General features: G+C 72.6%; 25 protein-coding genes and 1 pseudogene. 12 read left to right on the top strand and 14 right to left on the bottom strand.

The features are described from left to right. Positions 1–75 precede the first annotated feature (75 nt). Positions 76–519, top strand: coding sequence for a MarR family transcriptional regulator (locus ABZS42_RS12045; protein ID WP_355144504.1), 444 nt, complete (start codon positions 76–78; stop codon positions 517–519). 180 nt (positions 520–699) lie between these two features. Here ABZS42_RS12045 and ABZS42_RS12040 read toward each other — a convergent pair whose 3' ends face one another. Both ABZS42_RS12040 and ABZS42_RS12035 read right to left on the bottom strand, forming a co-directional pair. Continuing rightward, positions 700–1,533: an MBL fold metallo-hydrolase gene (locus ABZS42_RS12040; RefSeq protein ID WP_355144365.1), complete on the bottom strand. Its 834-nt coding sequence runs from the start codon at positions 1,531–1,533 to the stop codon at positions 700–702. Further along, positions 1,530–1,934: a hotdog domain-containing protein gene (locus tag ABZS42_RS12035; protein ID WP_355144363.1), complete on the bottom strand. Its 405-nt coding sequence runs from the start codon at positions 1,932–1,934 to the stop codon at positions 1,530–1,532. The genes ABZS42_RS12040 and ABZS42_RS12035 overlap by 4 nt, the downstream gene beginning before the upstream one ends. Before the next feature lie 161 nt (positions 1,935–2,095). Between ABZS42_RS12035 and ABZS42_RS12030 the strand changes: the two genes are divergently transcribed. After that, positions 2,096–3,181, top strand: coding sequence for a phosphatase PAP2 family protein (locus ABZS42_RS12030; protein WP_355144361.1), 1,086 nt, complete (start codon positions 2,096–2,098; stop codon positions 3,179–3,181). Positions 3,182–3,192: 11 nt separating this feature from the next. Here ABZS42_RS12030 and ABZS42_RS12025 read toward each other — a convergent pair whose 3' ends face one another. The 3 genes from ABZS42_RS12025 to ABZS42_RS12015 form a co-directional block, all read right to left on the bottom strand. After that, a complete protein-coding gene (locus ABZS42_RS12025; protein WP_355144502.1) occupies positions 3,193–4,560 on the bottom strand; it encodes a PH domain-containing protein in 1,368 nt (455 codons plus the stop codon). A 475-nt stretch (positions 4,561–5,035) separates the two neighbouring features. Next, the gene (locus ABZS42_RS12020) at positions 5,036–5,542 is read right to left on the bottom strand and encodes a PH domain-containing protein (RefSeq protein WP_355144500.1); all 507 of its coding nucleotides are present in this window, start codon (positions 5,540–5,542) and stop codon (positions 5,036–5,038) included. A gap of 88 nt (positions 5,543–5,630) precedes the next feature. After that, entirely contained in the window at positions 5,631–5,861 is a 231-nt protein-coding gene (locus tag ABZS42_RS12015; protein ID WP_350792650.1) for a hypothetical protein, read from the bottom strand. A gap of 242 nt (positions 5,862–6,103) precedes the next feature. On the opposite strand from ABZS42_RS12015, the gene ABZS42_RS12010 reads away from it, so the two are divergent. The 3 genes from ABZS42_RS12010 to ABZS42_RS12000 are packed head-to-tail and all read left to right on the top strand — an operon-like array spanning position 6,104 to position 9,131. Next, entirely contained in the window at positions 6,104–7,210 is a 1,107-nt protein-coding gene (locus tag ABZS42_RS12010) for a MoxR family ATPase (protein WP_355144359.1), read from the top strand. Next, positions 7,189–8,184, top strand: coding sequence for a DUF58 domain-containing protein (locus ABZS42_RS12005; protein ID WP_355144498.1), 996 nt, complete (start codon positions 7,189–7,191; stop codon positions 8,182–8,184). Before ABZS42_RS12010 ends, ABZS42_RS12005 begins: the two co-directional genes overlap by 22 nt. Continuing rightward, positions 8,181–9,131 carry a VWA domain-containing protein gene (locus ABZS42_RS12000; RefSeq protein ID WP_355144357.1) on the top strand — a complete coding sequence of 317 codons (951 nt, stop codon included), beginning with the start codon at positions 8,181–8,183 and terminating at the stop codon, positions 9,129–9,131. Before ABZS42_RS12005 ends, ABZS42_RS12000 begins: the two co-directional genes overlap by 4 nt. A gap of 19 nt (positions 9,132–9,150) precedes the next feature. Here ABZS42_RS12000 and ABZS42_RS11995 read toward each other — a convergent pair whose 3' ends face one another. The 7 genes and pseudogenes from ABZS42_RS11995 to ABZS42_RS11965 all read right to left on the bottom strand — a co-directional run. After that, complete coding sequence (locus ABZS42_RS11995; RefSeq protein WP_355144355.1) at positions 9,151–10,275, bottom strand: FAD-dependent oxidoreductase; 1,125 nt, start codon at positions 10,273–10,275, stop codon at positions 9,151–9,153. Between the two features lie 46 nt (positions 10,276–10,321). After that, positions 10,322–10,690: a signal peptidase I gene (locus ABZS42_RS11990; RefSeq protein ID WP_355144353.1), complete on the bottom strand. Its 369-nt coding sequence runs from the start codon at positions 10,688–10,690 to the stop codon at positions 10,322–10,324. 51 nt (positions 10,691–10,741) lie between these two features. Then, positions 10,742–11,719, bottom strand: coding sequence for a toll/interleukin-1 receptor domain-containing protein (locus ABZS42_RS11985; protein ID WP_355144351.1), 978 nt, complete (start codon positions 11,717–11,719; stop codon positions 10,742–10,744). Positions 11,720–12,303: 584 nt separating this feature from the next. After that, positions 12,304–13,464 (bottom strand): acyltransferase family protein, encoded by a 1,161-nt coding sequence (locus ABZS42_RS11980; RefSeq protein WP_355144349.1) that lies wholly within the window; start codon positions 13,462–13,464, stop codon positions 12,304–12,306. Next, positions 13,461–14,390, bottom strand: coding sequence for an alpha/beta hydrolase (locus ABZS42_RS11975; RefSeq protein ID WP_355144347.1), 930 nt, complete (start codon positions 14,388–14,390; stop codon positions 13,461–13,463). The genes ABZS42_RS11980 and ABZS42_RS11975 overlap by 4 nt, the downstream gene beginning before the upstream one ends. A gap of 96 nt (positions 14,391–14,486) precedes the next feature. Further along, positions 14,487–15,149, bottom strand: coding sequence for a response regulator transcription factor (locus tag ABZS42_RS11970; RefSeq protein WP_355144496.1), 663 nt, complete (start codon positions 15,147–15,149; stop codon positions 14,487–14,489). Positions 15,150–15,575: 426 nt separating this feature from the next. Next, positions 15,576–15,920, bottom strand: a pseudogene (locus ABZS42_RS11965) (histidine kinase dimerization/phosphoacceptor domain-containing protein); the annotation flags it as partial. A 602-nt stretch (positions 15,921–16,522) separates the two neighbouring features. On the opposite strand from ABZS42_RS11965, the gene fabG reads away from it, so the two are divergent. From fabG to ABZS42_RS11945, 4 genes are all read left to right on the top strand, one after another. Further along, positions 16,523–17,227: a 3-oxoacyl-ACP reductase FabG gene (gene fabG, locus ABZS42_RS11960; RefSeq protein WP_076467521.1), complete on the top strand. Its 705-nt coding sequence runs from the start codon at positions 16,523–16,525 to the stop codon at positions 17,225–17,227. Positions 17,228–17,260: 33 nt separating this feature from the next. Beyond that, positions 17,261–18,028, top strand: coding sequence for an enoyl-ACP reductase FabI (gene fabI, locus ABZS42_RS11955; protein WP_355144345.1), 768 nt, complete (start codon positions 17,261–17,263; stop codon positions 18,026–18,028). A gap of 88 nt (positions 18,029–18,116) precedes the next feature. After that, positions 18,117–19,145: a ferrochelatase gene (locus ABZS42_RS11950; protein ID WP_355144343.1), complete on the top strand. Its 1,029-nt coding sequence runs from the start codon at positions 18,117–18,119 to the stop codon at positions 19,143–19,145. 36 nt (positions 19,146–19,181) lie between these two features. After that, complete coding sequence (locus tag ABZS42_RS11945) at positions 19,182–19,961, top strand: HAD-IIA family hydrolase (protein ID WP_355144341.1); 780 nt, start codon at positions 19,182–19,184, stop codon at positions 19,959–19,961. 44 nt (positions 19,962–20,005) lie between these two features. Here ABZS42_RS11945 and ABZS42_RS11940 read toward each other — a convergent pair whose 3' ends face one another. Further along, positions 20,006–20,800, bottom strand: coding sequence for a hypothetical protein (locus ABZS42_RS11940; protein WP_355144339.1), 795 nt, complete (start codon positions 20,798–20,800; stop codon positions 20,006–20,008). A gap of 495 nt (positions 20,801–21,295) precedes the next feature. On the opposite strand from ABZS42_RS11940, the gene ABZS42_RS11935 reads away from it, so the two are divergent. Next, the gene (locus ABZS42_RS11935) at positions 21,296–22,114 is read left to right on the top strand and encodes a DUF3097 domain-containing protein (protein ID WP_355144337.1); all 819 of its coding nucleotides are present in this window, start codon (positions 21,296–21,298) and stop codon (positions 22,112–22,114) included. A gap of 137 nt (positions 22,115–22,251) precedes the next feature. Here ABZS42_RS11935 and ABZS42_RS11930 read toward each other — a convergent pair whose 3' ends face one another. Continuing rightward, positions 22,252–23,559, bottom strand: a complete 1,308-nt coding sequence (locus ABZS42_RS11930) for a serine hydrolase domain-containing protein (RefSeq protein ID WP_355144335.1) — start codon at positions 23,557–23,559, stop codon at positions 22,252–22,254. Between the two features lie 121 nt (positions 23,560–23,680). Here ABZS42_RS11930 and ABZS42_RS11925 point away from each other — a divergent pair, with 121 nt between their 5' ends. Together ABZS42_RS11925 and ABZS42_RS11920 are read left to right on the top strand one after the other, a co-directional pair. Beyond that, positions 23,681–24,154 carry an NfeD family protein gene (locus ABZS42_RS11925; protein WP_355144333.1) on the top strand — a complete coding sequence of 158 codons (474 nt, stop codon included), beginning with the start codon at positions 23,681–23,683 and terminating at the stop codon, positions 24,152–24,154. Positions 24,155–24,158: 4 nt separating this feature from the next. After that, positions 24,159–25,262 (top strand): SPFH domain-containing protein, encoded by a 1,104-nt coding sequence (locus tag ABZS42_RS11920; protein WP_355144331.1) that lies wholly within the window; start codon positions 24,159–24,161, stop codon positions 25,260–25,262. The last annotated feature ends 354 nt before the right edge of the window (positions 25,263–25,616 follow it).

The following is a 25,616-nucleotide window of genomic DNA, read 5'->3' as shown; positions in this document are numbered from 1 at the left end:
ACGATCTCGGTCGGTAACCATAGCTCTGTAGTCAGAGGTATCTCTCGCGGGTAGGGTCACCTCGTGGGGAACGTCATGTCGGGCGACAGCATGACGCGGCTGGGCGCGCTCGTGGGCGATCTGCACCGGCTGCTGCGCCGCTCGGCGACCCAGCGGGCGAACCGTCCCGAACTGCCCGACGCGCAGGCGGAACTGATGCTGCTGGTCCGGGCGAACCCGGGCGTGAGCGTCAAGGAGGCGGCCAGCCGGATGCGTACCGCGCCCAACACCGTCAGCACCCTGGTACGCGATCTGGGCGCGGCCGGACTGGTGCGACGCGAGCGCGACCCGGTGGACGGCCGGGTGGCCCGGCTGCGGGTCACCGAGGCCGCGGAACAGCGAATCGCCGACCACCACCGGCACCGGGTGGCCCTGCTCACCGACGCGCTGAACCGGCTCGACCCCGAGGCACGGGAGGCAGTGACCGCCGCCGTACCGCACCTGGAGCGTCTCGCCGAGCTGCTCCGCGAACCCGGCTGAACACCGCGCCCGGGGTCACGGCCTCGTCGCGGGTTGATCGACTCGGGTTGCGTGGATGTCGGGGTGTCCAGCGCCCGTGGACGCCCCGACTTCAAGGAACCCGAGTCGTTCTTGAAGGGGGCGGGGGTGCACGCCGATCAGGGGGCGCTGGCCTCTGAAGGGGGCGGGGGTGCACGCCGCTCAGACGGCTGCGGCGTCGAGTTCGGCGTAGCCGCGCCGGATCGCGCTCAGCGCGGCGTCGGGACCGAACGGGGCGTCGGCGGCGAGCCGCTCCGGCGCGACGCCGGCTCGGTGCCCGGCCCGGGTCAGCCCGGCCAGCTCCGCCAGTTGCCGCTGCTGGGCCCGGACGAAGTCCACGTCCACCGGGCGGCCGTGCCCGGGAACCACGACCGTCGTGGCGGTGCACAGCCGCAGCAGGTCGACCACGGCGTCGGGCCAGCGCAGCGGGTACGCGTCCTCGAACGCGGGCGGCCCGCTCTGCTCGATCAGGTCCCCGGCGACCAGCACGTCCACGTCCGGTACGTGCACCACCAGGTCGCCGTCGGTGTGCCCCGGTCCGGGATGGCGCAGCAGCACCGGCCGGCCGCCCACGTCCAGCAGCGTCTGCGTGCGTACCGAGTGGGTAGGTGCCAGCAGCACGGTGGCGGCCAGCGCGGGGGCGAGTTCCGGCCAGCCGGCCGACACCTCGTCGTACGCCTCCCGGCGCAGCCGGTCCGGGTGCTCTCGCAGCGCCGTGGTGACGCGCTCGTGCGCGTAGATCGGGCGGGGTGGCTGCCCGGCGAGGACGGCGTTGCCGAAGCAGTGGTCGAAGTGGTGGTGGGTGTTCACCACCGTCCACCCGGCGGTGGTGACCGCTCGGGCGGCGACGGCCAGTTCGGCGGCCTGCCCGGCGGTGGAGAGCGTGTCGACCAGCAGGGCGGCGCCGTCCCCGACGACCAGCGTGACGTTGACGTCGAGCACCGGCTCGTTGAACACGTGCACGCCGTCGGCGACCTCGACGAAACGGCCGGTCATGCGGTACGGGTGGCCCGCTCCACGAAGCGCCGGCGGTCCACGAGGATCCGCTCCACGCGCCCGTCGGCCACCGTCTCCGCACCGTCGGTCACGCGCACCTCGAACAACAGCCGTCGCCCGTCGACCTCGGCGAGCCGGGCCTGGGCGTGGACCGTTCTCCCGACCGGGGTGGCGGCCCGGTGGTCGAGCTCGACGCGGACACCCACCGTGGTCATGGCGGGCGGCAGGCTCGCCGCGGTCGCGGCCACCGACGCCGCCTCGGCCAGCGCCACGACGCGCGGTGTGCCCAGGACCGGCACGTCTCCGGAGCCGACCGCCTGCGCGGTGTCGGCGTCGGTGACGGTCAACTCCACCCGGGCGGTCAGCCCCGGCGTGAATCCGGGCACGGGCTGTTCCTGCATGGCCAACACCCTAGGCCCCGGGTGGCCCGGGGGCCATGCCCGCGACGGGCGGTGAGCAGGCGGGCTCTACCGGCCCGTAACGCGGCAGCCCGGCCGGCCACCGGCGACGCGCTGGTGGCTGGCGTCGGTCGATGCCACGCCCGCCGTTAACCTTGACCGCGATGGCCGTCGTGACTGACCCCCAGCCCCCCGCCCGGACCGACCCGCCCGCGCCGCCGGACCGCGGGCGTCGCCGTCTGGTCGCCATGACGATCTGGGGGATGGCCTTCGTCGCCGCCTGGTTCCTCATCGGGCTGCCCACCGACCCGGCGTACGCGTTCCTCTGGATCTGGGCGGCCACCATCGCCTGGCACTCGTCCCGGCCCTGGCGCAGCCACCTGCGCTTCGCGCGCGACTGGGTGCCGGTGGTGTTGCTCTTCGCCGTGTACAACCTCTCCCGTGGCTTCGCGGACAACGGCGCGGTGCCGCACGCGTACGAGCTGGTTGCCGCCGACCGCTTCATGTTCGGCTGGGCGACGGGCGGGCAGGTGCCCACCGTCTGGCTCCAGCAGCACCTGTACCGGCCCGAGGTGCAGTGGTGGGACGTGGCGGCCAGTTGGGTCTACTTCTCCCACTTCGTGGTCACCCTCGCCGCCGCGGCGGTGCTGTGGCTGCGTAACCGGTCCCGCTGGGGGGCGTACATGCGGCGGTGGGGTTTCCTCTGCGCCGCCGGCCTGGCCACCTACTTCCTCTACCCGGCGGCCCCGCCCTGGTGGGCCGCCCAGAACGGCCTGATCGAGGAGGTAGCGCGCATCTCCACCCGGGGGTGGAAGGAGTTCGGCATGCACGGCGCCGGCAACCTGCTCAACGCCGGCCAGATCGCCTCCAACCCGGTGGCCGCGATGCCGTCGCTGCACACCGCCTGGGCGCTCTTCGTGGTGCTGTTCTTCATGACGTCCACCCGGAAGCGCTGGTGGCCGCTGCTGCTGGCCTACCCACTGGCGATGACCTTCACCCTGGTGTACTCGGGCGAGCACTACGTGATCGACGTGCTGGTCGGCTGGACGTACGTCGGAGTGACGTTCCTCGTCGTCGGCCTGGCCGAGCGGTGGTGGGCCGCCCACCGTGCCCGCCGAGGCCCGGCCGGCACCGCGGCGGCGAGCCGCGACCCGCTGCCGACCGGCGACGGATCGGCCGCCGCGGCGCCGGCCGAGGCCGAGGACACCGCACCGGCCGCCGATCCGGCGGGGGTACGAGCCACCGGCTGAGCCGGCCGAGATCAACCGGCCCGGCGCGCGGTGTGCGTCCGCGCGGTCAACTCCGCGGCCAGCGCCCACGCCTCGTCGACGTCGCGGGACTCGGCCGCCGCGCCCGAACCGCCCGCGGTGTCCGCGTACACGGTGGCGAGCCGCAGCCAGCGCTGCAACGGCCCCTGCACCACCCGGACGCTCTGAATCCGGGCGTACGGCACGACGGTCACCTGCCGGGTGAGCAGCCCGGAGCGGACCGCCACGACCTGCTCGTGCAGCCCGGCGCCGAGGGCGTTGCGCCCGACCGGGTGCAGCCAGCGCGCCCGGGGTGGCGGCGGGGTGAGCGGCAGCCCGGTCAGCCGTACCCCCGGCAGCACCTCGGCCACGATCAGCTCGGCGGTCGGTAGGTCCCCGACCGGCAGCAGCCGGTCCGGGCGGTTCCGCTCGTCGCCCTCACCGACCGAGTAACCGGCCACCTCCAGCCGCAGCCGCAGCCAGCCCTTCATCCGCCACAGCAGCGGCCAGGTGGCCCGTACGGTCTGCACCCGGCGCAGTGGGACGGTCTGCGCCCGGGTCTCCAGCAGGCCGTTGCGTACGCGCAGCGTCCCGTCGTCCCGCGCGAGCCGGAAGTTCCAGTCGTCGAGGACCCGTCGGACGGGTTGCAGCACCACACCGGCCATCGCCGTGAGCGTGCTCGCCACCGCGATGAACGACCACGAGTCCTCGGAGAGGAACTGCGCGATCACGAACGCCAGGCCGAGCGGCAGCAGGAACGCCTGTGGCGTGAGCAACTGGCTGACCAGGAGGTCCTGGTTGCCTACCGTGTGCAGCGCCCGGCCGGGCGGTGCCGCCGCCGGGGCGGCCGGCCGGCCCGCCACTGCCGGCACCGCCGCGCCGGCCGCCGGTGCGACCGCGGGCTGCCCGACCCGGTCGGCGAGGGCCAGCAGCCGCCCGCGCAGCGCGGCCGCGTCGGCCACCGTGAGGTACGCGAGGGGTGCCTCGGTCTTGCCGCCGCCGACCACCTCGAGACGCAGCTCGGCCAGGCCGGTGAGTTGGGCGAGCAGGGGCCGGACCACCTCCACGGCCTGCAACCGCTCCAGCGGGATGGCGCGGGTACGCCGCCAGAGCAGCCCCTCGTACACCCGCAGTTCCCGGCCGACCACGTGGTAGCCGGTGTTGTACCAGCTGATGATCGAGATCACGGTCGCCCCGAGGGCCAGCACGACCACCATCGCGGCGAACCAGCCGAAGCCCACCCGGGACAGGGTCGACCAGGAGAGGCCGGCGATCACCACGACCAGCGACTTGGCGCCGTGCAGGGCCGGGCTCAGCGGATGCAGCCGCTTTCGCGGTTCCACCGGGTCCGACCAGGCGGGCGGGCCGGGCCGGACGTACATGCCCGGTCCGACCGGCTGCGGCGAGCCGCCGTACGGTGTCGCGGGCCAGCCCCCACCGGGGTACGGCCCGGCCTGTGGCGGCCCGCCGGGGTACGCGGCGTACGGCGGTCCAGCTGGATACGGCCCGGCGTACGGCGGTCCAGCTGGGTACGGCCCGGTGTACGGCGGCGGTCCACCCGGGTAGCCCGGTGGAGCCGGGTGCGGCGGGGCGCCGGGGTGAGCCGGGGTGACGGGGTACGGCGTCGGGGCGCCGGGGTACGGCGGGGCGCCGGGGTGCGGCGGTGGAACCGGCGCCGGCCCGGCAGCGGATGCCTCGGGAGCGGCCGGCGGCATGGGCTGCGTGGGCGGGGCGGGCGGCGCGGGCGTGCCGGCGGCCGGTGGCTCGGACGGCGCGGGCGGTTGGGCGGCCGGCTCGGCCGGGCCGTCGCTCATCGAGCCGGCTCCGTGAGCAGCGGCGACGAGCCGCAGCGGACGATCACAGCCCCTCCGCCCGGTCCTCGCCCAGCGCGGTGAGCCGGTCGCGCAGCCGGGACGCCTCGGCCGGCCGCAGCCCCGGCACCCGGGCGTCGCTCGCCGCCGCGGCGGTGTGCAACTGGACGGTGGCGAGGTCGAAGGCGCGCTCCAGCGGGCCGGCGCTGACGTCGACGAACTGCATCCGGGCGTACGGCACGATGGACAGCCGCCGGACCAGCAGCCCGTGCCGGACCAGCAGATCGTCGGAACGCTCCGCGTAGCCCCAGGCGTGGACCGCGCGGACGATCGAGACGGCACGTGCCGCGCCCAGCAACAGGACGACGGCGAGGCCCAGCCCGAACAGCCAGTGACCGTTGAGCACCCAGCCGATCACCACTCCCAGCAGGAAGACCACCAGTACGGCGGCGAGCCTGAGCAACTCGACCCAGATCAGGTCCCGCGAGATCGGCTGCCAGCGGACGGTCTCCGGCCACGGCTCCAGCGGCCCGGCCGGCGGCGGGCCTGGCACGGACGGGGACGGGAAGGGGCCCGCCCCGGCCGCGGCCGGTGGCTGGTGGGACTCCGCGGCACTCACCGGGGCGTTCCGTTCTGCGCGCTCACGCTTCGAGCGTAGGCGATCCGGCCAGTGGTGCGACCGCACGCAGGAAGCCGCGTGCGTCGAGGAAGTCGCCGAGGGTCTCGCGGTGTGCCGGACATGCCAGCCAGGTCTTGCGCCGGTCGGGGTCGTGCAGCCGAGGATTGTTCCACCGCAGCGCCCAGGTCGCGGGCGCCTGGCACCCCTTTGCCGAGCAGATCAGCGGCTCGTCGGCGGGAGAGGGAATGCTCATCCCGGCCAGTCTAGGCCAGCGGCGGGGAGAGAAGATGAGCGCCGGGCGGCCACGGGGGGAGCCGCCCGGCGACGGGTGAATCGTACACGCGCCGGTGCCGTTCCTGTCCACCCCGAACGTGGCGATCCGGCCGCTCGGGACGGCGCGGCGGAAATCGCCTTCTCCCCACCTCGGTACTCAGCCAGGCATGCGAGTCTTGATACGCACCACGCCGCGACAACCGATCATGCTGTGGAGGACCGGTGGCCCAGCCGACCACGCCCGACGCCCCGACGCCGAACGGGACAGCACCCGAGACGCCCCCGCCGGTGACCACGCCCGCCGAGGACGCGACCCTGCTGGAACGGGCGCTGTTCGAGATCAAGAGGGTGATCGTCGGGCAGGATCGAATGGTGGAGCGGATGGTCGTCGCGCTCCTCGCCCGTGGTCACTGCCTGCTCGAAGGGGTGCCCGGGGTGGCCAAGACCCTCGCGGTCGAGACCCTCGCCAAGGTCGTCGGCGGCTCCTTCGCGCGGGTGCAGTTCACCCCCGACCTGGTGCCGGCCGACATCATGGGCACCCGTATCTACCGGCAGTCGAGCGAGAAGTTCGACATCGAACTCGGCCCGGTCTTCGTCAACTTCCTGCTCGCCGACGAGATCAACCGAGCGCCGGCCAAGGTGCAGTCGGCGCTGCTCGAGGTGATGAGCGAGCGGCAGGTCTCGATCGGCGGGGAGAGCCACCGGGTACCGGACCCGTTCCTGGTGATGGCCACCCAGAACCCGATCGAGCAGGAGGGTGTCTACCCGCTGCCGGAGGCGCAGCGGGACCGCTTCCTCATGAAGATCGTCGTCGGCTACCCCACCGACGTCGAGGAACGGGAGATCGTCTACCGGATGGGGGTGGCCGCCCCCGAACCGGCACCCGTGTTCACCGCCACCGACCTCGTGGCGCTGCAACGCAAGGCCGACCAGGTCTTCGTGCACAACGCCCTGGTCGACTACGCGGTCCGGCTGGTGCTCGCCACCCGTGCCCCGGCCGAGCACGGCATGCCGGACGTCGCGCAGCTCATCCAGTACGGGGCCAGCCCGCGCGCCTCGCTCGGGCTGGTCCGGGCCACCCGAGCGTTGGCGCTGCTCCGGGGCCGGGACTACGCGCTTCCCCAGGACGTGCAGGACATCGCGCCGGACATCCTGCGCCACCGGCTGGTGCTCAGCTACGACGCGCTCGCCGACGACGTACCGGCCGACCACATCGTGCACCGCGTGATGTCCACGATCCCGCTGCCCTCGGTCGCGCCGAGACAGCAGGCGACCCCGGCGCCCATCGCGCCGCCGCCGGGCGCCGGCTGGCCCGGGCAGCGCCCGTGACCTCAGCCACTCCTCGCCCCGCCCCCGCCGACCGGTCGGAGGCCGTCCTCTCCCGCCTGCAACTGCTGGTCACCCGCAAGCTGGACGGCCTGCTCCAGGGCGACTACGTCGGACTGCTGCCCGGCCCGGGCAGCGAGGCGGGGGAGTCCCGCGAGTACCGCCCCGGCGACGACGTACGCCGGATGGACTGGCCGGTGACCGCGCGCACCACCACACCGCACGTCCGGCGGACGGTCGCCGACCGGGAGTTGGAGACGTGGCTGGCGGTGGACCTGTCCGCGAGCCTCGACTTCGGCACCGGGCGGTGGCTCAAACGGGAGGTGGTGGTCGCGGCCGTGGCCGCTCTCACCCACCTGGCGGTGCGCGGCGGCAACCGGGTCGGCGCGGTGATCGGCACCGGGGCCGGCGCACCGCCCGCCGGTCGCCGTCGCCTCGTCGCACCGGCCGCCGCGCCCGGGACGCTGACCCGGTTGCCCGCCCGCTCCGGGCGCCGGGAGGCCCAGGGCCTGCTCCGCGCCGTCGCCGGCACCGAGCTGCGGCCCGGCCGCAGCGATCTGGGTGCCCTGATCGACATGCTGAACCGGCCGCCCCGCCGGCGTGGTCTGGTCGTGGTCGTGTCCGACTTCCTCGCCCCGCCCGCGCAGTGGGCCCGGCCGCTGCGGAAGCTCCGGGTACGCCACGACCTGCTGGCCGTCGAGGTGGTCGACCCGCGGGAGCTGGAACTGCCCGACGTGGGTGTGCTGCCCGTGGTCGACCCGGAGACCGGCGAGCTGCACGAGGTGCAGACCGCCGACCCGCGCCTGCGCCACCGTTACGCCGAGGCGGCCGCCGCCCAGCGCGCGGAGATCTCCGGCGCGCTGCGGGCCGCCGGGGCCGGGCACCTGCGTCTGCGTACCGACCGAGACTGGCTGCTGGACATGGTGCGCTTCGTGGCCGCGCAGCGGCACACCCGCACCCGAGGGACGACACGATGATCCGTTTCATGCAACCGTGGTGGCTGCTGGCCGTGCTGCCGGTGCTCGCCCTCGCCGCCCTGTACGTGTGGCGGCAGTTGAATCGCCGGGCGTACGCGATGCGCTTCACCAACGTGGAGCTGCTGCGCACCCTGGCGCCGAAGGGTCTCGGCTGGCGGCGGCACGCGCCGGCCACCGCCTTCCTGCTCTGCCTGCTCGTGCTCGCCACCGCGCTGGCCCGGCCGGCCGTCGACACCAAGGAGCCGCTGGAGCGGGCCACCGTCATGCTCGCCATCGACGTGTCGCTGTCGATGCAGTCCGACGACGTGTCGCCGAACCGGCTGGAGGCCGCGCAGGAGGCGGCCAAGCAGTTCGTGGACGAGCTGCCGGAGAGCTACAACCTGGGTCTGGTCTCCTTCGCGAAGTCGGCGAACGTGCTGGTGCCGCCGACCAAGGACCGGGGCGCGGTGACCAGCGCGATCGACGGGCTGGTGTTGGCCGAGGCGACGGCGACCGGGGAGGCCGTCTTCACCTGCCTGGAGGCCATCCGGTCGGTGCCCGCCGACGGGGCCGCCGGGATTCCGCCGGCCAGGATCGTGCTGCTCTCCGACGGCTACCGCACCGCGGGTCGCGCCGTGGAGGAGGCGGCCGCCGCCGCCCAGGCGGCCAACGTGCCGGTCTCCACCATCGCGTTCGGCACGGACGGCGGGCAGGTGGACATCGGTGGGCAGCTGCAACGGGTGCCGGTGGACCGGATGGCCCTGGCGGAGCTGGCCGAGACGACCGAGGGCTACTTCTACGAGGCGGCCTCGGTGACCGAGCTCAAACAGGTCTACCAGGACATGGGCAGCTCGATCGGGTTCCGGACGGAGCCGCGGGAGATCACCCAGTGGTACGCGGGGATCGCGCTGCTGCTGGCGCTCTGCGCCGGGGCGTCGAGCCTGCTCTGGTCGTCCCGGATGCTGTGAGCTGCGGGAAGTATCGCGCTTAGCGCGCCTGGTCCCACGGGCGTGCTGGTATCCGGCCGTCGAGCAGCTCGTCGCAGATCTGGTGGACGACCCGATCGGCGACGAACGGGGCCTCGGTGAGTTTTCCGGGCGATACGCAGTAGACCGCGGACGAGAGGCGCCGGATTTCGGAGTTCACCGAGAGCGGCACTCGCCCCGACCGCATGTCGACCTTGATGCATGCGTACGCGGTGAAGCGGTCGCCATGCTCACCCACGATGGTCCGTCTCATCGCCTCCTGAACGAGGGCGATCCGGCTCGGCTCGACCTCGACGTCGGCCTTCTCCACCTCGATCGCGTCGGTGGTCATTCCGACGACGCTGACCGACGGAGTGTGGTTGACGATCGCGACCTCCAGAGGATCCAGCCAGAAGACCGGCCGGTCCACCAGTTGCGGCCCGTAGAGAATGTGGCTTTTCCACAGCCGCAGCGGAACCGGGCAGCCGAGTTGCGTGCTCAGCCGATTGATCTCGTGTCCTGCCGCAAGCACGGCCCGACGGTAGCGGAGCCTCGAAACGGCGCCGTCGTGTCGACGCACGCATTCTCCGACGGTGTCCGAGACGAAGTGGAACTCCGAGTCGAGTTCGATGCTCACGCCACTTCGCAGCGCCTCCGTGAGCAGCCGGCGATACAGGAGTCGGATGTCTATCCCCACGTCCTGGACGAGGTAGGCGCATACTGCCCGACTGAGGTCGACGTTTGGGAGAGCGGGCTCGACGTCGCGCGGGCGGACCCTTCGGAAGCGGACCTGCGCCTCCTCCCACCGCCCCTCGGCCTGCTGTGAGCGCACCGGTTCGGCGACGAGCGCGATCGCGAGCCCGTTGGACCACTCGAGGGACTCCGGCGCCAGATTCCGTATTTGGTGGTAGCCGTACAGGCACTTGCGGGCGACTTGAACCGCCTCGTGCGGGTCCGCGATCGCCGAAGCGTGGTACGTCCCGGCGTGAAGCCATCCCTCGTTGCGGGACGACGCGGCGGGCGCGATCGTCGACGAGCGCTCGACGAGAGTCACCCGTAGGCCGACCTGCGCCAGCTTCAAGCTGGTCAGCAGCCCGGAGACGCCAGCACCCACGACCACCACATCGGACGCTACCTCACGCGACATCCTCCGACCGCCCTCGTCCGTCCCAGCCGCCGAAGCAGCCGCCGATTCAACCCGGCCAACGCACGGTGATGACTATCGAATCCTCCATCGCCTTCCAGGAATGGGGCACCTCGGGGCCATAGATGACATAGTCCCCTCGCTCACGGAGCAGTACCTCGTCCAGCGCCTCGCCGGGAAAGGAGAAATGGAATGTGCCGGTGACGAGGATCGCCAGGCTCACGAAGTTCTGGTACGCCGCGGCGGGTGCTCGCTCCGCGCCGGCAACATGGGAACTCCACTTCACCTCGATGTCCTTGGTGCTGCGGAGGCCCGCGTCCTGAGCCCAGTACGGCCCGATGAACCAGCCGCGGTGCGCATCGAACTGTCTGTCACCGGCGTTTCCGGTCGAAACTCGTGGATGGTCGAGCAGTCTCATGGCCAGGTGATCCTGTCTCCGGATGACAACGGTGCACGCGGGCAGGGAGGGCTAGGGTCCTCGGCTCTCCAGAGTGAATGCCGGAACGCGCTCAGTCAGCATGCTTTCACACGTGGCCAGGATGGATTCGAGAAGACTCGCCTGGGAGCTGTCCGTGGCTCGAAGAATGAAAGAATGCCGCTTCTCGAAGGGAAGCCCCGCGCCGATCTCCAAGATCCCGCACGGGCCGATCAGGTCCTGGTAATAAGTGAATGAGAAGAGCGGCGCGTTGGGCAGGAAGTACAGCTCGAACGATCCCTCCGCCTGCGCCGAGAGGTGGGGCATCAGGCGGAACTTCTCGACGCTGGGCTGCACATCGAGGGTCGCGTACGCCGATGGCGTCATCCAGGAGTCCTTGGGCAGGGCCGGATCGACCAGCGCGAAGCGAGCGCGGATCGATCGTGTCTCGCACGCCGTCCAGACCCCACGGAACTCGCGAGCCCACGCCTCGAGGCTTCGCCCCACCACGAGCAGGTCAGATGAGGTGGCGATCCGATCCAGCACCTGCGACACCGTGAACCGGCGGAACAGCTCCTGCCGGTCGCTGAAGACGTTGCTGATGCCGAGGCGAACGAGGTGTGCGACCGTCGCGTTGTTCTCCGCTCGAGCTTCCAAGATTCTGGAGACGAGGCGGTCCCACTGGCGGCCCCGCGGATCGACGAAGTCCAACCGGGCCAGGCCGTCGAGCCCGGCCGGCAGAGCCAGCGACGGTTCGTAGATGACCGGAATGACCGGTAGCCGGAGCCCTGAGGCGTACGACCACTCGAAGGTCACTTCGTGGGATTGGACCGACCGGTTGGTGCAGACGACGACCACCGCGGCCGATTCGTGTAGAGCTGAGACGATCGCGCTGCGCCAGTGGTCGCCGGCGCGTATCCGCGAGGAGTCGATGAAGCAGTCGATCGAGGCGTCGTGCAGGCGGTCCCGCAGGGCCCTCGCCAGATCCTCGTCGTCGCGGCTGTAGGAGACGAAGACCTGACCGGTTTCCATGTCGCTCCTCGGGGGGCGGGAAGTCGCAGGAACGGCGTGACCCGGGGTGGGCCCGCTCTTCGCGTGGTCGGAGGTATGTCATCGCGCGAGCGGCCGACGATGAAGATGCCTCGGATCGGGCTCGATCCTCCCAGACGAGGGCAGCGCCCCCTGTCGGCTGGCCGACAGGCGTACGGCGCGTGGCGGCACAGCTGTCGCAGGTCGGCGTTGCGGCCCGTGACGCCTCGTCACGGTCGGTACGACGGCTCAGTGCCCGGCGAGGACGAAGAGGACCGCCACCCAGACGGCGGCGAGGGTGAACCCCAGCGGGGCGACGTAGCGACTCATGGACGGCTCCGAGTGGCGACTGGACAGCCTCGGGTGCACCGGGGCAGTCGAGTGGATCAGGACGCACACACGAACTCGTGACCGGGATGCTCCCGCCCCGCCCGGCGAGCGGGCGGCGCACGGCGTCGGCCCCGACCGGAATCGGAGGCGCGACGTACGGGAGCGGAACTGGGTCAGCTCACCTGCTGCAGCCGTGGCTCAGCGGGACTGACGATCGGCCCGGCCACGACTAGGAGGATCGCTATCTCGCACAGCGATCACCTCCTGCGTTCGGCGGGCTCGGAACGATGAACATCGTATACCCGGGCGGAGGGACGCTCGCATTCGGCCGGTACGTCCCGACGAGGCGCGGCGGCGGACCGCTCCGGACGCCGACGTACGAGCATCACCAGCACCAGGGCGAGCAGCGGCAGCCAGCACGCACGGGCCAACAACCAGCGCGGCCCGTCGGGAGCGGTGTGCAGCCCGGGCAGCGGCCCGCCGGCGAGCGCGGTGAGCGCGGTGACCCCGACCAGGACGGGCTGGTGGCAGAGGTAGATCCGCAGCGCGTACCGGTTCACGGCGTCCACCGTCCCGGCGGGCACCGGCCGGCGGGCGAGTCGCAGCAGCGCCGGGCGGGCGAGCAGCCCCACCCCGATCTGGGTGACCGCCAGGGCGACTGCGAAAAGCGACGGCGGGTTCAGGTTCGACATCCCCGCCCCGGGCACCCCCACGGCGCTGGCCGGGTAGCCGGCCGGAATCAGGGCGGCGAGCGTCGCCGCGCCGCCCACCGCCAGCACGGCGGCCGGTCTGCGCCCCGCGAGCCGCCCGTCGGCGTACGCCAGGCCGAGCAGGTAGGGCACCGCCCAGGCGGCCAGCAGACGGATCGGCAGCGCACCGTCGACCGCCGGCAGCAGCCGGTCGGCCAGGTCGGCGCCGGCCACCGCGGCGACCGCCGGCGCGGCGCACCACCACGGCCCCCACCGGCGTACGGCCGCCCGCAGCGGGCCGGTCAGCGCCACCAGTGCGCAGAGCGGCAGCAGGAACCACAGCGGACTCACCGCGAGGGTCAGCGCGACGGCGAGCGTGCCGTCCGAGGCGCCGGCGACGGTCGCCGCCAGCAGCACCGCGGCGCCACTGCCGAGCAGCGCGACCGCGGGTAGCACCAGCCGGCGCAGGCGGCGGGCGAGCCAGCGACCCTGGCCGCCCCGGTACCGCGCGGCCGAACGGGCCGAGGCGTACCCGGCGGTGAAGTAGAACAACGCGAGGGTCTGCAGCACCCAGGTGACCGGTGCCAGGGCCGGCATCGCGGTGAGCGGACTGGCCTGTCCGAGCGACCCGTCCTGGGCGAGCACCAGACCGGTCACCAGCCAGTGCCCGAGCACCACCGTGGCCACGGCGTAGCCGCGCAACGCGTCGACCGGCCAGTCCCGCGTCACCGGGCCGCCCCCGTCGTGGTGGCGGCGAGCCGGACCGGGGCCGGTGCCTCGGCGGCGCCGGTGAGTACGACCGACGCCACGGCGGCCAGGGTGCTGGTGCCCCGCACGAGGTAGCCGTCGTGCCCGTGCACGTCGGCGGCCGGCAGGGCACGGGCGCCGAACTCCGGATCGGCCGGCCGCCGGCCGTGCCCGAGGCCGGGCAGCCGCACCGGCGGCACCCGGCGGATCCAGTCGTCCGGTGCCTCCGCCGCCCAGATCCGCCGCGCCGGGCCGAACGCGGTGGCCCGGTCCGCGCCGGTCCCGATCCCGCCGAGGGTCACCACGTCGGTGAGCTGCGGCGGCGCGTCGTGGGCGGCCAGCCCGGCGACCAGCGCGCCGTAGCTGTGCCCGACCACGGTCACCGTGGCCGACGGACGGTGCGCGGCCAGTTCGCGCAGCGCCGCACGTAGTGCGGCGGCGCCGCGGTGGGCGGGGGCCGGGCCGGCGGCGGCGACGACGCCGTCCGGCGTGTCGTAGCCGAGCCAGGCCAGCACCGCGATCCGGGCGTCCGGGTCCGTCGCCCGCAACTCCGCGTGGAGGGCGGCAGCCTGCACGGCGGGTGCACGCCGGGCCACCCCGGCCAGCCCCCGATCGAAGTCGCGCAGCGTGGTGCCCACGCCGGGCACCAGCACCACGATGTGCTCCGCCGTGGCCAGGTCGCCGAGGACCTCAACCGCGCGACCGTCGCCGCGCGGGTCGAACAGCAGGAACCGCCGCCCCTCGGCCGTCCAGTCGGCGTACGGCGGGCCGGCGGCGCGCATCGCCGCCGCGGTGACCGGGTACGCCTCGACGAACCCGGCCGCCGTGACTGGCGCCGGCCGGCTGACCACCACACCGGTGCCCAACAGGACGGCCAGCGCGGCTCGGGTGGGGACTGTCCAACGCATCTCGTTCTCCCTTCCGGATCTCGGTTGGGAGAGTGCGTGCGGAGCACGGTTGCGTGCGTCACCCCGGGGAGTGATCTCCGCCCCGGTACTCCGGGGCTATTCGCCGGCGGCGACCAGTCCCGTCTCGTACACCAGCACCACCGCCTGCGCCCGGTCCCGCAGGTGCAGCTTGGTCAGGATGCGGCCCACATGCGTCTTCACGGTCTGCTCGGCGACCACCAGGTCGGCGGCGATCTCCTGGTTGGACCGGCCCCGGGCGATCAGCCGCAACACCTCGGTCTCGCGTGGTGTCAGCGCGGCCAGTTCGGTGGGGCGGGGCCGGTGCCGCTCCGGGCGGGCCGCGAACTCGGCGATCAGCCGACGGGTCACCGCCGGGGCGAGCAGGGCGTCTCCGGCCGCCACCACCCGCACCGCGTGCACCAGGTCGGCGGCCGGCGCGTCCTTGAGCAGGAACCCGCTCGCCCCGGCACGCAGCGCCTCGTAGACGTAGTCGTCCAGATCGAAGGTGGTGAGGATGAGCACCCGCGGTCGCTGCACGGCCCCGTCGCCGAGCAACTTGCGCGTGGCGGCCAGGCCGTCCAGCACCGGCATCCGGACGTCCATCAGCACCACGTCCGGGTCGAACCGGCGGGCGGCGGCGACCGCCTGCGCGCCGTCCGCGGCGTCGCCGACCACCAGCAGGTCCGGCTGGGCGGCGAGCAGCGCGCCGAAGCCCTGCCGCACCATCGCCTGGTCGTCGGCGATCAGCACCCGGATCATGACTTCTCCTCGTCGTCGGCGTACGGCAGCGTCGCCTCGACCGCGTAGCCGCCGCCGTCGGTGACGCCGGCGGTGAACGTACCGCCGAGTGCGACGGCCCGCTCGCGCATGCCGGTCAGCCCGTGCCCGCCGGTCCGGTCCGGCCGCGACGCCGTCGGCGGTGTTCGACACCCGTACCGCCAACTGCCCGCCGTGGGCGCGCAGCGTGACGCGCACGTCCGCGCCCGCCGCGTGCCGGGCGGCGTTGGCCAGCCGATCCTGCACGATGCGGTACGCGGCCAGCCCGACCGGGGCGGGTGGCGCGGTGGGCGCGTCCGTGGTCGAGACCACCGCCATGCCCGCGCGGCGGGCGGACGCCACCAGGTCGGGCAGGTCGGTCAGGTCGGGTTGCGGCGTGGTCCGCGGGTCCTCCGACTCGCTGCGCAGCACGCCGAGCAGCCGCCGCATGTCCGTCAGCGCGGCACGGGCGGAGTCGGCGATGGCGGCGAACTCGTCGCGTGCCGGACCGGGCACCGCGTCGAGCCGGTACGGTGCGGTCTCCGCCTGCACGGCGATCATCGACATGTGGTGGGCGACCACGTCGTGCATCTCCCGGGCGATCCGGGTGCGCTCCTCCAGCACCGCGCGCCGGGCCTTCTCCAGCTCGCTCAGCTCGGCCTGCTCGGCCAGCGCCCGCCGGGTGTGCACGTTGCGCCGCACCAGATCGCCGATGATGAGCAGCACGACGAAGAGCAGGCTGATGCCGACCTGAGCGGACGGTGCGACGTACATCCAGACCGGGATGAGGCTGAACAGGCCGATCCAGGCCAGCACGGCGCGGTCGACGCGGGCGGCCACGACGGTCAGCACGATGATGATGACGATCACCTGGCTGGCGCTCCACGGCCAGACCTCCGTCGCCTGCCGGTTGAAGGCGCCGAGCAACTGCCCGACGAACATGACCCGCCAGGCCCACAGTGGTCGGGTCAGCAGCAGCGGCAGTGGCGCGACGGTGAGCACGGCGATCAGCCATGCGCCGGCGATGGGCAGTCTCCGCGAGTCGAGCAGGAACACCACGGTGACCAGGGTCAGCCCGACCAGCGCCAGCGACCCGACCGCCGATACGACGGCGGCTGCCCGGGGCGAGCGGCGCAGCGGCCGGATCGGAGGGTAGTCCGGCCCGGCCACGACGCGGCGAAGGGCTGACACGGCGGCGTGGACGGGAGTCGAACTCATCCCACGAACGGTAGTTCGGCGCAACGTCCCGGTCGTGCCCCCACAGAGCCATCCCGGGGGTCGTACCCAGGTGTGACACGGCACTCCGGTTAGCGCTTACCTACCGGTAACGCCTAGGCTCCGTCCCGTCCGCGCTCGTGACGTCGCAAGGGGGAATCGTGGCCCGTACCGTGCTGGTGACCGGGGGCAACCGGGGGATCGGCCTGGCGATCGCGCAGGCCTTCGCCAAGCAGGGCGACCGGGTGGCGGTGACCTACCGCAGCGGCGAGGCCCCGGCGGGCTTCTTCGGTGTGCGCTGCGACGTCACCGACGGCGAGTCGGTGGACGCCGCCTTCACCGCGATCGAGGCGGAGCTGGGCCCCGTCGAGGTGCTGGTGTCCAACGCCGGCATGACCGACGACACGCTGCTCATGCGGATGTCCGAGGAGCAGTTCACCCGGGTGCTGGACACGAACCTCACCGGCGCGTACCGCTGCGCCAAGCGCGCCTCGACCAAGATGCTCCGCGCTCGGTGGGGCCGCATGATCTTCATTTCCTCGGTGGTCGCCCTCGCCGGGGGCGCCGGCCAGGTCAACTACGCGGCCAGCAAGGCCGGCCTGGTCGGTGTGGCCCGCTCGATCACCCGTGAGCTGGGCAGCCGCAACATCACCGCGAACGTGGTGGCGCCGGGCTTCATCGACACGGACATGACCGCCGTACTGTCCGACGAGCGCAAGGCGGAGATCCGCAAGTCGATCCCGGCCGGCCGGATGGCCCACCCGGACGAGGTCGCGACCGTGGTCACCTGGCTGGCCGGGGACGGTGCCGGCTACGTGTCCGGCGCCGTGATCCCGGTGGACGGCGGCCTCGGCATGGGCCACTGACCCAGATCACCACACAGGACGGAGGAACCCGGCATGTCCGGACTGCTGGCCGGTAAGCGGCTGCTGATCACCGGCGTCATCACCGACGCCTCGATCGCCTTCTCGGTGGCGAAGCTCGCGCAGGAGAACGGGGCGCAGGTCGTACTGACCGGCTTCGGACGGCTCTCCCTGGTGGAGCGGATCGCCAAGCGGCTGCCCGAGCCGGCCCCGGTGATCGAGCTCGACGTGACGAACACCGAGCACCTGGCCGGGCTCGCCGACAAGGTGCGCGAGCACGTCGACGGCCTGGACGGCGTGGTCCACTCCATCGGCTTCGCCCCGCAGAGCTGCCTCGGTGGCGGTTTCCTCGACGCGCCGTGGGAGGACGTGGCCACCGCGGTCCACGTCTCGACGTACTCCTACAAGTCGCTGGCGGTGGCGGCGCTGCCGCTGATGTCCCCCGGCAGTGCGGTGGTCGGCCTCACCTTCGACGCGACGAAAGCCTGGCCGGTCTACGACTGGATGGGTGTGGCCAAGGCCGGGCTGGAGTCCGCCTCCCGCTACCTGGCGCTACACCTCGGCAAGCAGGGCATCCGCAGCAACCTGGTGTCGGCCGGTCCGCTGCGCACCATGGCCGCGAGGTCGATCCCCGGCTTCGACCAGTTCGAGCAGGCCTGGACCGAACGCGCCCCGCTGGGTTGGAGCCTCACCGACCAGGAGCCGGCCGCCCGGGCGTGCCTGGCGTTGCTGTCGGACTGGTTCCCGGCCACCACCGGTGAGATCGTGCACGTCGACGGCGGCTACCACGCCCTCGGCGCCTGATTCGCCAAGGGTGCCCCCGCCGCGATCGGGGGCACCAGTCGGCGGGGGTGTCGTCGGAGCGGCCGGGCCGCGGGGAAGAATGGGAGCCATGGCGTACGACGCGGTGGTACTGGTCGGTTTCGGGGGGCCGGAGCGGCCCGAGGACGTGCTGCCGTTCCTGCAGAACGTCACCCGTGGTCGTGGCGTGCCGCCGGAGCGGCTGGCCGAGGTCGCCGAGCACTACCAGCACTTCGGCGGGGTGTCCCCGATCAACCAGCAGAACCGGGACCTGCTCGCGGCGATCCGTGCCGATTTCGCCGCGAACGGTGTTGACCTGCCGGTCTACTGGGGCAACCGCAACTGGCACCCGATGCTCGCCGACACCGTGACGCAGATGCGTGACGACGGGGTGACCAACGCCCTCGCCTTCGTCACCAGCGCGTACGGCGGCTACTCCTCGTGCCGGCAGTACCAGGAGGACCTCGCCGCGGCCCGTGCCTCCGTCGGCCCGGACGCGCCCATGATCGAGAAGCTGCGTCAGTTCTGGGACCACCCGGGCTTCGTCGAGCCGCACGTCGACGCGGTACGCGCCGCTCTCGGCGAGCTCGACCCGGCGAAACGGGACAGCACCCGGCTGGTCTTCACCGCCCACTCGGTGCCCATCTCGATGGCGAACAGCGCCGGCCCGCACGGCGGCCGGTACGAGGCGCAGCTGCGCGAGACCGCCCGGCTGGTGGCCGCGGCCGCCGCGCCCGACCTGCCGTACGACCTGGTGTGGCAGAGCCGGTCGGGCCCGCCGCAGGTGCCGTGGCTGGAGCCGGACGTCAACGACCACCTGGCCGCGCTCGCCGAGGCGGGCACCACGAGCGTGGTGATCAGCCCGATCGGATTCGTCTCCGACCACCTGGAGGTGGTCTGGGACCTGGACACGGAGGCGCGGCACACGGCGAAGGAGCTCGGCCTGGACTTCGCCCGCGCAGGCACTCCCGGCGTCGACCCGCGCTTCGTCGCGATGGTCCGGGAGTTGGTCGCCGAGCGAACCGACCCCGACGGGGCGAAGCTGCGTCGACGCCTCGGCGAACTGCCGCTCTGGGACACCTGCCCGGCGGTCTGCTGCGTTCCGCCGCGCCGCTCCTGACACCGACCCGCCCGCCGACAGACCTGGGAGCACCCGATGCATGACCGCAAGCCCGTGCAGAGCTGGCTCACCGACATGGACGGTGTGTTGGTGCACGAGGGCCAGCCCGTACCGGGGGCACCCGAGTTCATCAAGCGGATGCGCGCCTCCGGCAAGCCTTTCCTGGTGCTCACCAACAACTCGATCTACACGCCACGGGACCTGCAGGCCCGACTCAGCCGGATGGGGCTGGACGTGCCGGAGGAGGCGATCTGGTCGTCCGCGCTGGCCACGGCCCAGTTCCTCGGCGAGCAGCGGCCGGGCGGCACGGCGTACGTCATCGGGGAGGCCGGGCTCACCACCGCGCTGCACGCGGTCGGCTACGTGCTGACCGATTTCGCACCCGACTACGTGGTGCTGGGGGAGACCCGCACCTACAGCTTCGAGGCGATCACCAAGGCGATCCGCCTGATCAACGACGGTGCGCGGTTCATCTGCACGAACCCGGACGTGACCGGGCCGTCGATGGAGGGCGCGCTGCCCGCCGCCGGCTCGGTAGCGGCGATGATCTCCAAGGCGACCGGCATCGAGCCGTACTTCGTCGGCAAGCCGAACCCGATGATGATGCGCTCGGCGTTGAACACGATCAACGCGCACTCGGAGAGCACCGCGATGATCGGGGACCGGATGGACACCGACATCCTGTGCGGCCTGGAGGCCGGCCTGGAGACGATCCTCGTGCTGAGCGGGATCAGCACCCGAGCCGAGGCGGAGCGCTACCCGTACCGCCCGTCGCGCATCGTCGAGTCGGTCGCGGACCTGATCGACGAGATCTGACCGGACGGATCAGCGGTGCGGCGGCGGAGAACCGTCGCCGCCGTTCAGGGGCGCAGCGGGGCGTTGCAGGCGGCCACCAGAGCCTGTCGGCACGCAGTGGTCAGCGGGCGCAGGGCGGCGTCGCGCTGCTGGGCCTCGTAGTTGTTGATCGCGCCGCCCGGCGCCGTGTGGCCGGCCAGGGCGAGCACCCGGTCCAGGACTGCGGCCCGGGCGAACAGCCGGCGGGCCCGCGGGTCGAAGCCGGGCGGCAGGTCGGTGGTGCCGTCGGGACGGCGTAGCGCCTCCAGCGCCCCGGCCAGCTCGGGCCGCCACTGGGCCACGTCGAGGCGGGTCAGCGCGGCCGTGGTCTCGGCGAGCGCGGCGGCGAGTTCCGCCTCCGCCTCGGCGGCGCCGGGAAGGATCAGTGAGGCCGCCGGCGCGTTGGCGGGCAGCGGATAGACCCGCCAGAGCACGGTCTCGAAGGTGTCGCCGGAGCCCGAGGTGTGTGTGCGTACCTGCGGGATCAGCCCGAGCCTGCCGGCCACCACCGCCTCGCCCAGGTCCAGCGCCGTGCCGGTGAAGTCGCCCGGCCCGGGCAGCCCGCGTGGGTCGCCGGGGGCGGGCAGCACCAGGCGGATCTCGTCGGGCGACAGCTTGGCCAGGATGGGCAGCGCCTCGCCCAGCGGGACGTCGGTCCAGGTGCCGGGGGCGTCCGCGACCAGGTGCTCCTCGTGACCGGCGATCGCGTCAGCGACCTCGTCGAAGGGCACCAGCCCGGCGCGCCACGCGCGTACCCAGGCAACGAACCGGCTCGACCGGTGGGGCGTCAGCGTCGCCGCGCCCGTTGCGGGGGTGGACATGCCGAAAGGGTACGTGGTCACGACCGGCTGTGTCTCGGCTGCCGCCGCTGCGGCGTGGCCTGCGCCGAACTGCCCGCTTCGCCGTCTCCGTACCGGCCCGTCAGGTCCCGTCGATCATGCACTGGTGGCATGCCATCGGAGGCATTTCGTACCGTTCATCCGGTCCCACCGCGACCCGGCAAGCCACGCACCGCGTCCGACGGGTCACCCCGACCCCCGGCGCGCTACGCCACCTGGACCGGGCGTGCGTCGCGATCTCCGCAAGATCGTGCTGTATCTAGGAAGTAGTGGCTTCTGCTCGCCGGAAGACCACTACTTCCTCGTTGTAGCGCGATCTTGAAGGTCAGACGTGGCCATGGCCCGGCGTATTGCATTCTCCGGCTCGGCAGGCGGCCGATGGGCGGCGAGCCGGTCGGTGGAGGGTGAGCGGCGAGACAAACTGGGATCGGTGTGTCGGCGGGCCGGGCGCGCGGGGTGGCGGCTAGCGTGATCCACATGGCGCGGCGGTACGAGAGCGACGTGTTGGCGGGGAACTGGCGGCGGCGCAAGGTCGTACCGGAGGTGGACGCGGAACCCGACCTCGTGGTCGAGGACGCCGACTCCGGGTTCTGCGGCGCGGTGGTGGGCTTCGAGTCCGGTGCGGTGGTGCTGGAGGATCGGCATGGCCGCCGGCGCAACTTCCCGCTGGTACCGGCCGCGTTCCTGCTGGATGGAAAGCCGGTGACCCTGCGCCGCGCGGTGCGTACCTCGGCCCCCGCACCGCGTCGGCGGACCGCGTCCGGCTCGGTCGCGGTGGACAACGTGAAGGCGCAGGTGGCCAAGGCGAGCCGGATCTGGGTCGAGGGCGTGCACGATGCCGCGCTGGTCGAGCGGATCTGGGGCGACGACCTGCGTATCGAGGGAGTGGTGGTCGAGCCGCTGGACGGCATCGACGCCCTCGCGGCGGAGGTGCGCGACTTCGGCCCCGGGCCGGGCCGCCGGCTCGGCGTACTCGTCGACCACCTGGTGCCGGGCTCCAAGGAGAGCCGGATCGTGGCGAAGGTGACCTCGCCGCACGTGCTCGTGACCGGCCACCCGTACGTCGACGTGTGGCAGGCGGTGAAGCCGAAGGCGCTCGGTATCGCGGCGTGGCCGGTGGTGCCGCCCGGACGTCCCTGGAAGGAAGGGGTCTGCGCCGCGCTTGGCGTCGCCGAACCGGCCGACATGTGGCGGCACATCCTGTCCCGGGTCGACAGCTTCGCCGACGTGGAGACCCCGCTCATCAACGCGATGGAACGCCTGATCGACTTCGTCACCGAGCCCGCCAGCGACTGAACCGCCGGCTCCCAGGATTGCGGCGGTCGTCGGGGCCTCGATTGAGCCGTGGGCCCGGGGTTGCGGCCGTCGCCGGAGCGTCGGCGCCGGCTGCGGTGGCCAGGCACCGATCCGCGCGCAGCCTGGCAGAGCCGCTGTCAGGGTTCCTGGTCCGGGCTGCGGGTGAAGACGAAAGTGGCGATGTCGAGCGCCACGACCTTGCCCGAGTCGTCGCGCAGGACCGAGAGGACCTCCCCGTGCTCCGGGCCGGAGCAGCCCCGCCAGCGGTCCGGCCCCTCGGCGACGAACCGGTTCATCCGCTCGCCGCGCATGAGCACCTCCAGTTCGCCGGCGGCCTCGTCCCAGCGCACGTCGAGCGGCACACCCATCCACCACCAGCGGCCGGTCACCTCGGTGACCCCGGTCGACGGTGCGGCGGTGCCCGGCTCCCAGGGGCGGGGCAGCGGTGGCTCGGTGTCGAGCACGGTGGTGAGGATCCGCCGTCCGAGGTTGCCGATGCCGAAGCCGTACGCGTTGGCGAAACCCACCACGGCGGTACGGCTCGGGCGGTGCACCGCCAGGGCGGCCACGTAGCCGGGCATCGAACCACCGTGGCCGACGTACACGCGGTCGCCTTCGCGGTAGAGCTCCAGGCCGAGGCCGTGCCCGCCGGTCCACGAGTCGAGGTCGCTGATCACGACCGGGGCGCACATCTCGGTCAGCGTGTCCGGTGCGAGCACCTCGGGCGCCGGGTCGGCCAGGAACGCCGCCCAGCGGGCGAGGTCCTCCACGGTGGACCAGAGCTGGCCGGCCGGGGCCATCGCGCCCGTGTCGGTGCGCGGCTCCTCCCGCAGGGTGCCGTGCCACGGGTGCACCACGTACCCGCGGGCGAACGGCTCGGTCGCCGCGTACGTGGTGCGCCGCAGGCCCAGCGGGTCGAGGATCCGCCGGTGGACCAGTTCGGCCCACGGGGTACCCGTGATCCGCTCCAGCACCCCGCCGAGCAGCCCGTACGCCAGGTTCGAGTAGTGGTACGCGCGGTGCGCCGGGTAAGCGATCTTGTCCGCGTTCACCCCGGTCAGCAGGGTGGCCAGGTCGGCGCCCTCGGTCCGCTCCCACCACTCGCCCACCGGCTCGCGTTGCAGGCCGCCGGCGTGCCCGAGGAGCTGGCGAAGAGTGAGCCCGCCCACACCCGTGTCGGGCAGGTGCTTCTCCAGCGGGTCGTCGAGGTTCAGCCTGCCCGCGTCACGTTCCTGCATGATCATCGCGGCGGTCATCGTCTTGCTGATCGAACCGATCCGGTACTGCAGATCCGGATGGGCGGCGGGGTGCTCGCCGCCGGTGGCGACGTGCACGAGCGATCCGTCGCGGACCACGCCCATCACCAACGACGGCGCGCGCCCCGCCGACTGCGCCTGCGCGACCAGGAGGTCGACCTGACGGGCGGTTCCGGGCAGCAGGGACACGGGGTTCTCCTCGCTCGCTGGGGGCGGTAGGCGTGCGGCTGGGTGGCCCGCCGCGGCCGTCGCCGAGCTTACTGATCATCGCGGGGCGGCCGCGCGTGCATTTGCGTGTCACGATCGAGGGGTGGACGCCGTGCTGTGGATCGTGTTGGGTGTGTTGCTGGCGGTCGCCGAGGTATTCACGACGACGCTCTTCTTGATCATGTTCGCAGCCGGCGCGTTCGCCGCGGCCGGCGCCGCGGCGCTCGGCGCGCCGACCCTCGTACAGGCGCTGGTGTTCGCGGTGGTCTCCGCGCTCACCTTGACCGTGGTCCGGCCGGTGATCAAGCGGCACCGACGCTCGGCGCTGGAGAGCGGCGAGCAGCCGTTCGGGGTCGAGGCGATCGAGGGGGCGACCGCGCTGGTGCTGGAGCGGGTGGACGCCGAGCGTGGCCTGGTCAAGATCGACGGTGAGCTGTGGACCGCGCGGTCGTACGACGCGATGCAGTCGTTCGACCCCGGTCGGCGGGTGCGGGTGATAAAGGTCCGGGGCGCGACTGCCCTGGTGTGGCAGGACGATGATGTTACGTCCGGCGAATTGCCGGAAGCGGGAGGGTGAGGGAATGCCAGCGATAACCGTGCTCGTGATCGCCGTGGCGTTGATCGCTGTGGTGACACTGGCCAAGGCGGTGCGGATCGTGCCGCAACAGCGCCAGGACGTGGTCGAGCGGCTGGGCAAGTACAAGAGGACCCTCAACCCGGGCCTCAACCTGTTGGTGCCGTTCATCGACGCGGTGCGCACCAAGGTCGACATGCGTGAGCAGGTGGTCAGCTTCCCGCCGCAGCCGGTGATCACCTCCGACAACCTGGTCGTCTCGATCGACACGGTGCTCTACTACAAGGTCATCGACTCGGTCCGCGCGACCTACGAGATCTCCAACTTCATCCAGGCAATCGAGCAGCTGACGGTCACCACGCTGCGTAACGTGATCGGCTCGCTGGATCTCGAGCGGGCGCTGACCAGCCGCGAGGAGATCAACCGGCACCTGTCCGGTGTGCTGGACGAGACCACCGGCCGCTGGGGCATCAAGGTGACCCGGGTCGAGATCAAGGCGATCGAACCACCGCCGAGCATCCGTGACTCGATGGAGAAGCAGATGCGCGCCGAGCGGGACCGGCGGGCCGCCATCCTCAACGCCGAGGGTCACAAGCAGGCGCAGATCCTCACCGCCGAGGGTGAGAAGCAGGCCGCGGTGCTGCGCGCCGACGGTGACCGGCAGGCCCGGATCCTCCAGGCCGAGGGTCAGGCCAAGGCCATCCGTACCGTCTTCGACGCCGTCCACCAGGCGAACCCGAGCCAGAAGGTGCTCGCGTACCAGTACCTCCAGGCCCTGCCGCAGATCGCCAACGGCACCGCCAACAAGGTCTGGATCGTGCCGGCCGAGCTGACCAAGGCCCTCGAAGGGATGGGTGGCGCGCTCGGCGGGCTGAGCCGGATGGTGGGCGACGAGCCGGCCCCGGAAGCGGCCGACCACGCGAGCGCCGTCGAGCGCGAGGCGGCCGAGGCCGCGCAGGCCGCCGCGGCGGCCGCCCAGGAGATCCACGACGAGGTACGCGTCGCCGAGGTGCAGGCCACCGGCGGTACGCCGCAGGGGTTGCCCGCGCCGGAGCCGGTCTCCCCGGCCAACCTGATGAACGATCCGGCCGACCAGCGCGAGCGCGGCTGAGTGAACACCGCGACGCGGGTCGCCCGACCTGATTTCCCTCGGGAAGCAGGCCAGGCGGCCCGCGTCGTTCTTCCCCGCCAACCGCCAACCGCCCGCACCGCCCCTGATGCGGGGGCAAACGGGGTGAACCGGGCGCGGCGGACTGCCCGACCCGGATCGCCGGCATGATCGACTCGGCTTCATTGAAGTCGCGGTATCAGCGGGCCTGGGACACCGCGACATCAAGGATCCCGAGTCGATCGTGAGGTTCGATCCGCGATCCGCGATCCGCGATCCGCGATCCGCGATCCGCGATCCGCGATCCGCGATCCGCGATCCGCGATCCGCGATCCGCGATCCGCGATCCGCGATCCG

The sequence above is a fragment of the Micromonospora sp. NPDC005367 genome (genome assembly GCF_040606825.1).
In the GTDB taxonomy this organism is placed as follows: Bacteria; Actinomycetota; Actinomycetes; order Mycobacteriales; family Micromonosporaceae; genus Micromonospora.
This window is presented reverse-complemented; position numbering and strand designations above follow the sequence as displayed.

Bases quoted from the DNA above. Each gene is read 5' to 3' on its own strand.
- ABZS42_RS11940 (WP_355144339.1), bottom strand. From the start codon at position 20,800: ATGTCCACCCCCGCAACGGGCGCGGCGACGCTGACGCCCCACCGGTCG.
- ABZS42_RS12040 (WP_355144365.1), bottom strand. From the start codon at position 1,533: ATGACCGGCCGTTTCGTCGAGGTCGCCGACGGCGTGCACGTGTTCAAC.
- ABZS42_RS11990 (WP_355144353.1), bottom strand. From the start codon at position 10,690: ATGAGACTGCTCGACCATCCACGAGTTTCGACCGGAAACGCCGGTGAC.
- ABZS42_RS12045 (WP_355144504.1), top strand. From the start codon at position 76: ATGTCGGGCGACAGCATGACGCGGCTGGGCGCGCTCGTGGGCGATCTG.
- ABZS42_RS11935 (WP_355144337.1), top strand. From the start codon at position 21,296: ATGGCGCGGCGGTACGAGAGCGACGTGTTGGCGGGGAACTGGCGGCGG.
- ABZS42_RS12025 (WP_355144502.1), bottom strand. From the start codon at position 4,560: ATGTACGTCCGGCCCGGCCCGCCCGCCTGGTCGGACCCGGTGGAACCG.
- ABZS42_RS12035 (WP_355144363.1), bottom strand. From the start codon at position 1,934: ATGCAGGAACAGCCCGTGCCCGGATTCACGCCGGGGCTGACCGCCCGG.
- ABZS42_RS12000 (WP_355144357.1), top strand. From the start codon at position 8,181: ATGATCCGTTTCATGCAACCGTGGTGGCTGCTGGCCGTGCTGCCGGTG.
- ABZS42_RS11995 (WP_355144355.1), bottom strand. From the start codon at position 10,275: ATGTCGCGTGAGGTAGCGTCCGATGTGGTGGTCGTGGGTGCTGGCGTC.
- ABZS42_RS12030 (WP_355144361.1), top strand. From the start codon at position 2,096: ATGGCCGTCGTGACTGACCCCCAGCCCCCCGCCCGGACCGACCCGCCC.
- ABZS42_RS12015 (WP_350792650.1), bottom strand. From the start codon at position 5,861: ATGAGCATTCCCTCTCCCGCCGACGAGCCGCTGATCTGCTCGGCAAAG.
- ABZS42_RS11985 (WP_355144351.1), bottom strand. From the start codon at position 11,719: ATGGAAACCGGTCAGGTCTTCGTCTCCTACAGCCGCGACGACGAGGAT.
- ABZS42_RS11920 (WP_355144331.1), top strand. From the start codon at position 24,159: ATGCCAGCGATAACCGTGCTCGTGATCGCCGTGGCGTTGATCGCTGTG.
- ABZS42_RS11950 (WP_355144343.1), top strand. From the start codon at position 18,117: ATGGCGTACGACGCGGTGGTACTGGTCGGTTTCGGGGGGCCGGAGCGG.
- fabI (WP_355144345.1), top strand. From the start codon at position 17,261: ATGTCCGGACTGCTGGCCGGTAAGCGGCTGCTGATCACCGGCGTCATC.
- ABZS42_RS11970 (WP_355144496.1), bottom strand. From the start codon at position 15,149: ATGATCCGGGTGCTGATCGCCGACGACCAGGCGATGGTGCGGCAGGGC.
- ABZS42_RS11975 (WP_355144347.1), bottom strand. From the start codon at position 14,390: ATGCGTTGGACAGTCCCCACCCGAGCCGCGCTGGCCGTCCTGTTGGGC.
- ABZS42_RS11945 (WP_355144341.1), top strand. From the start codon at position 19,182: ATGCATGACCGCAAGCCCGTGCAGAGCTGGCTCACCGACATGGACGGT.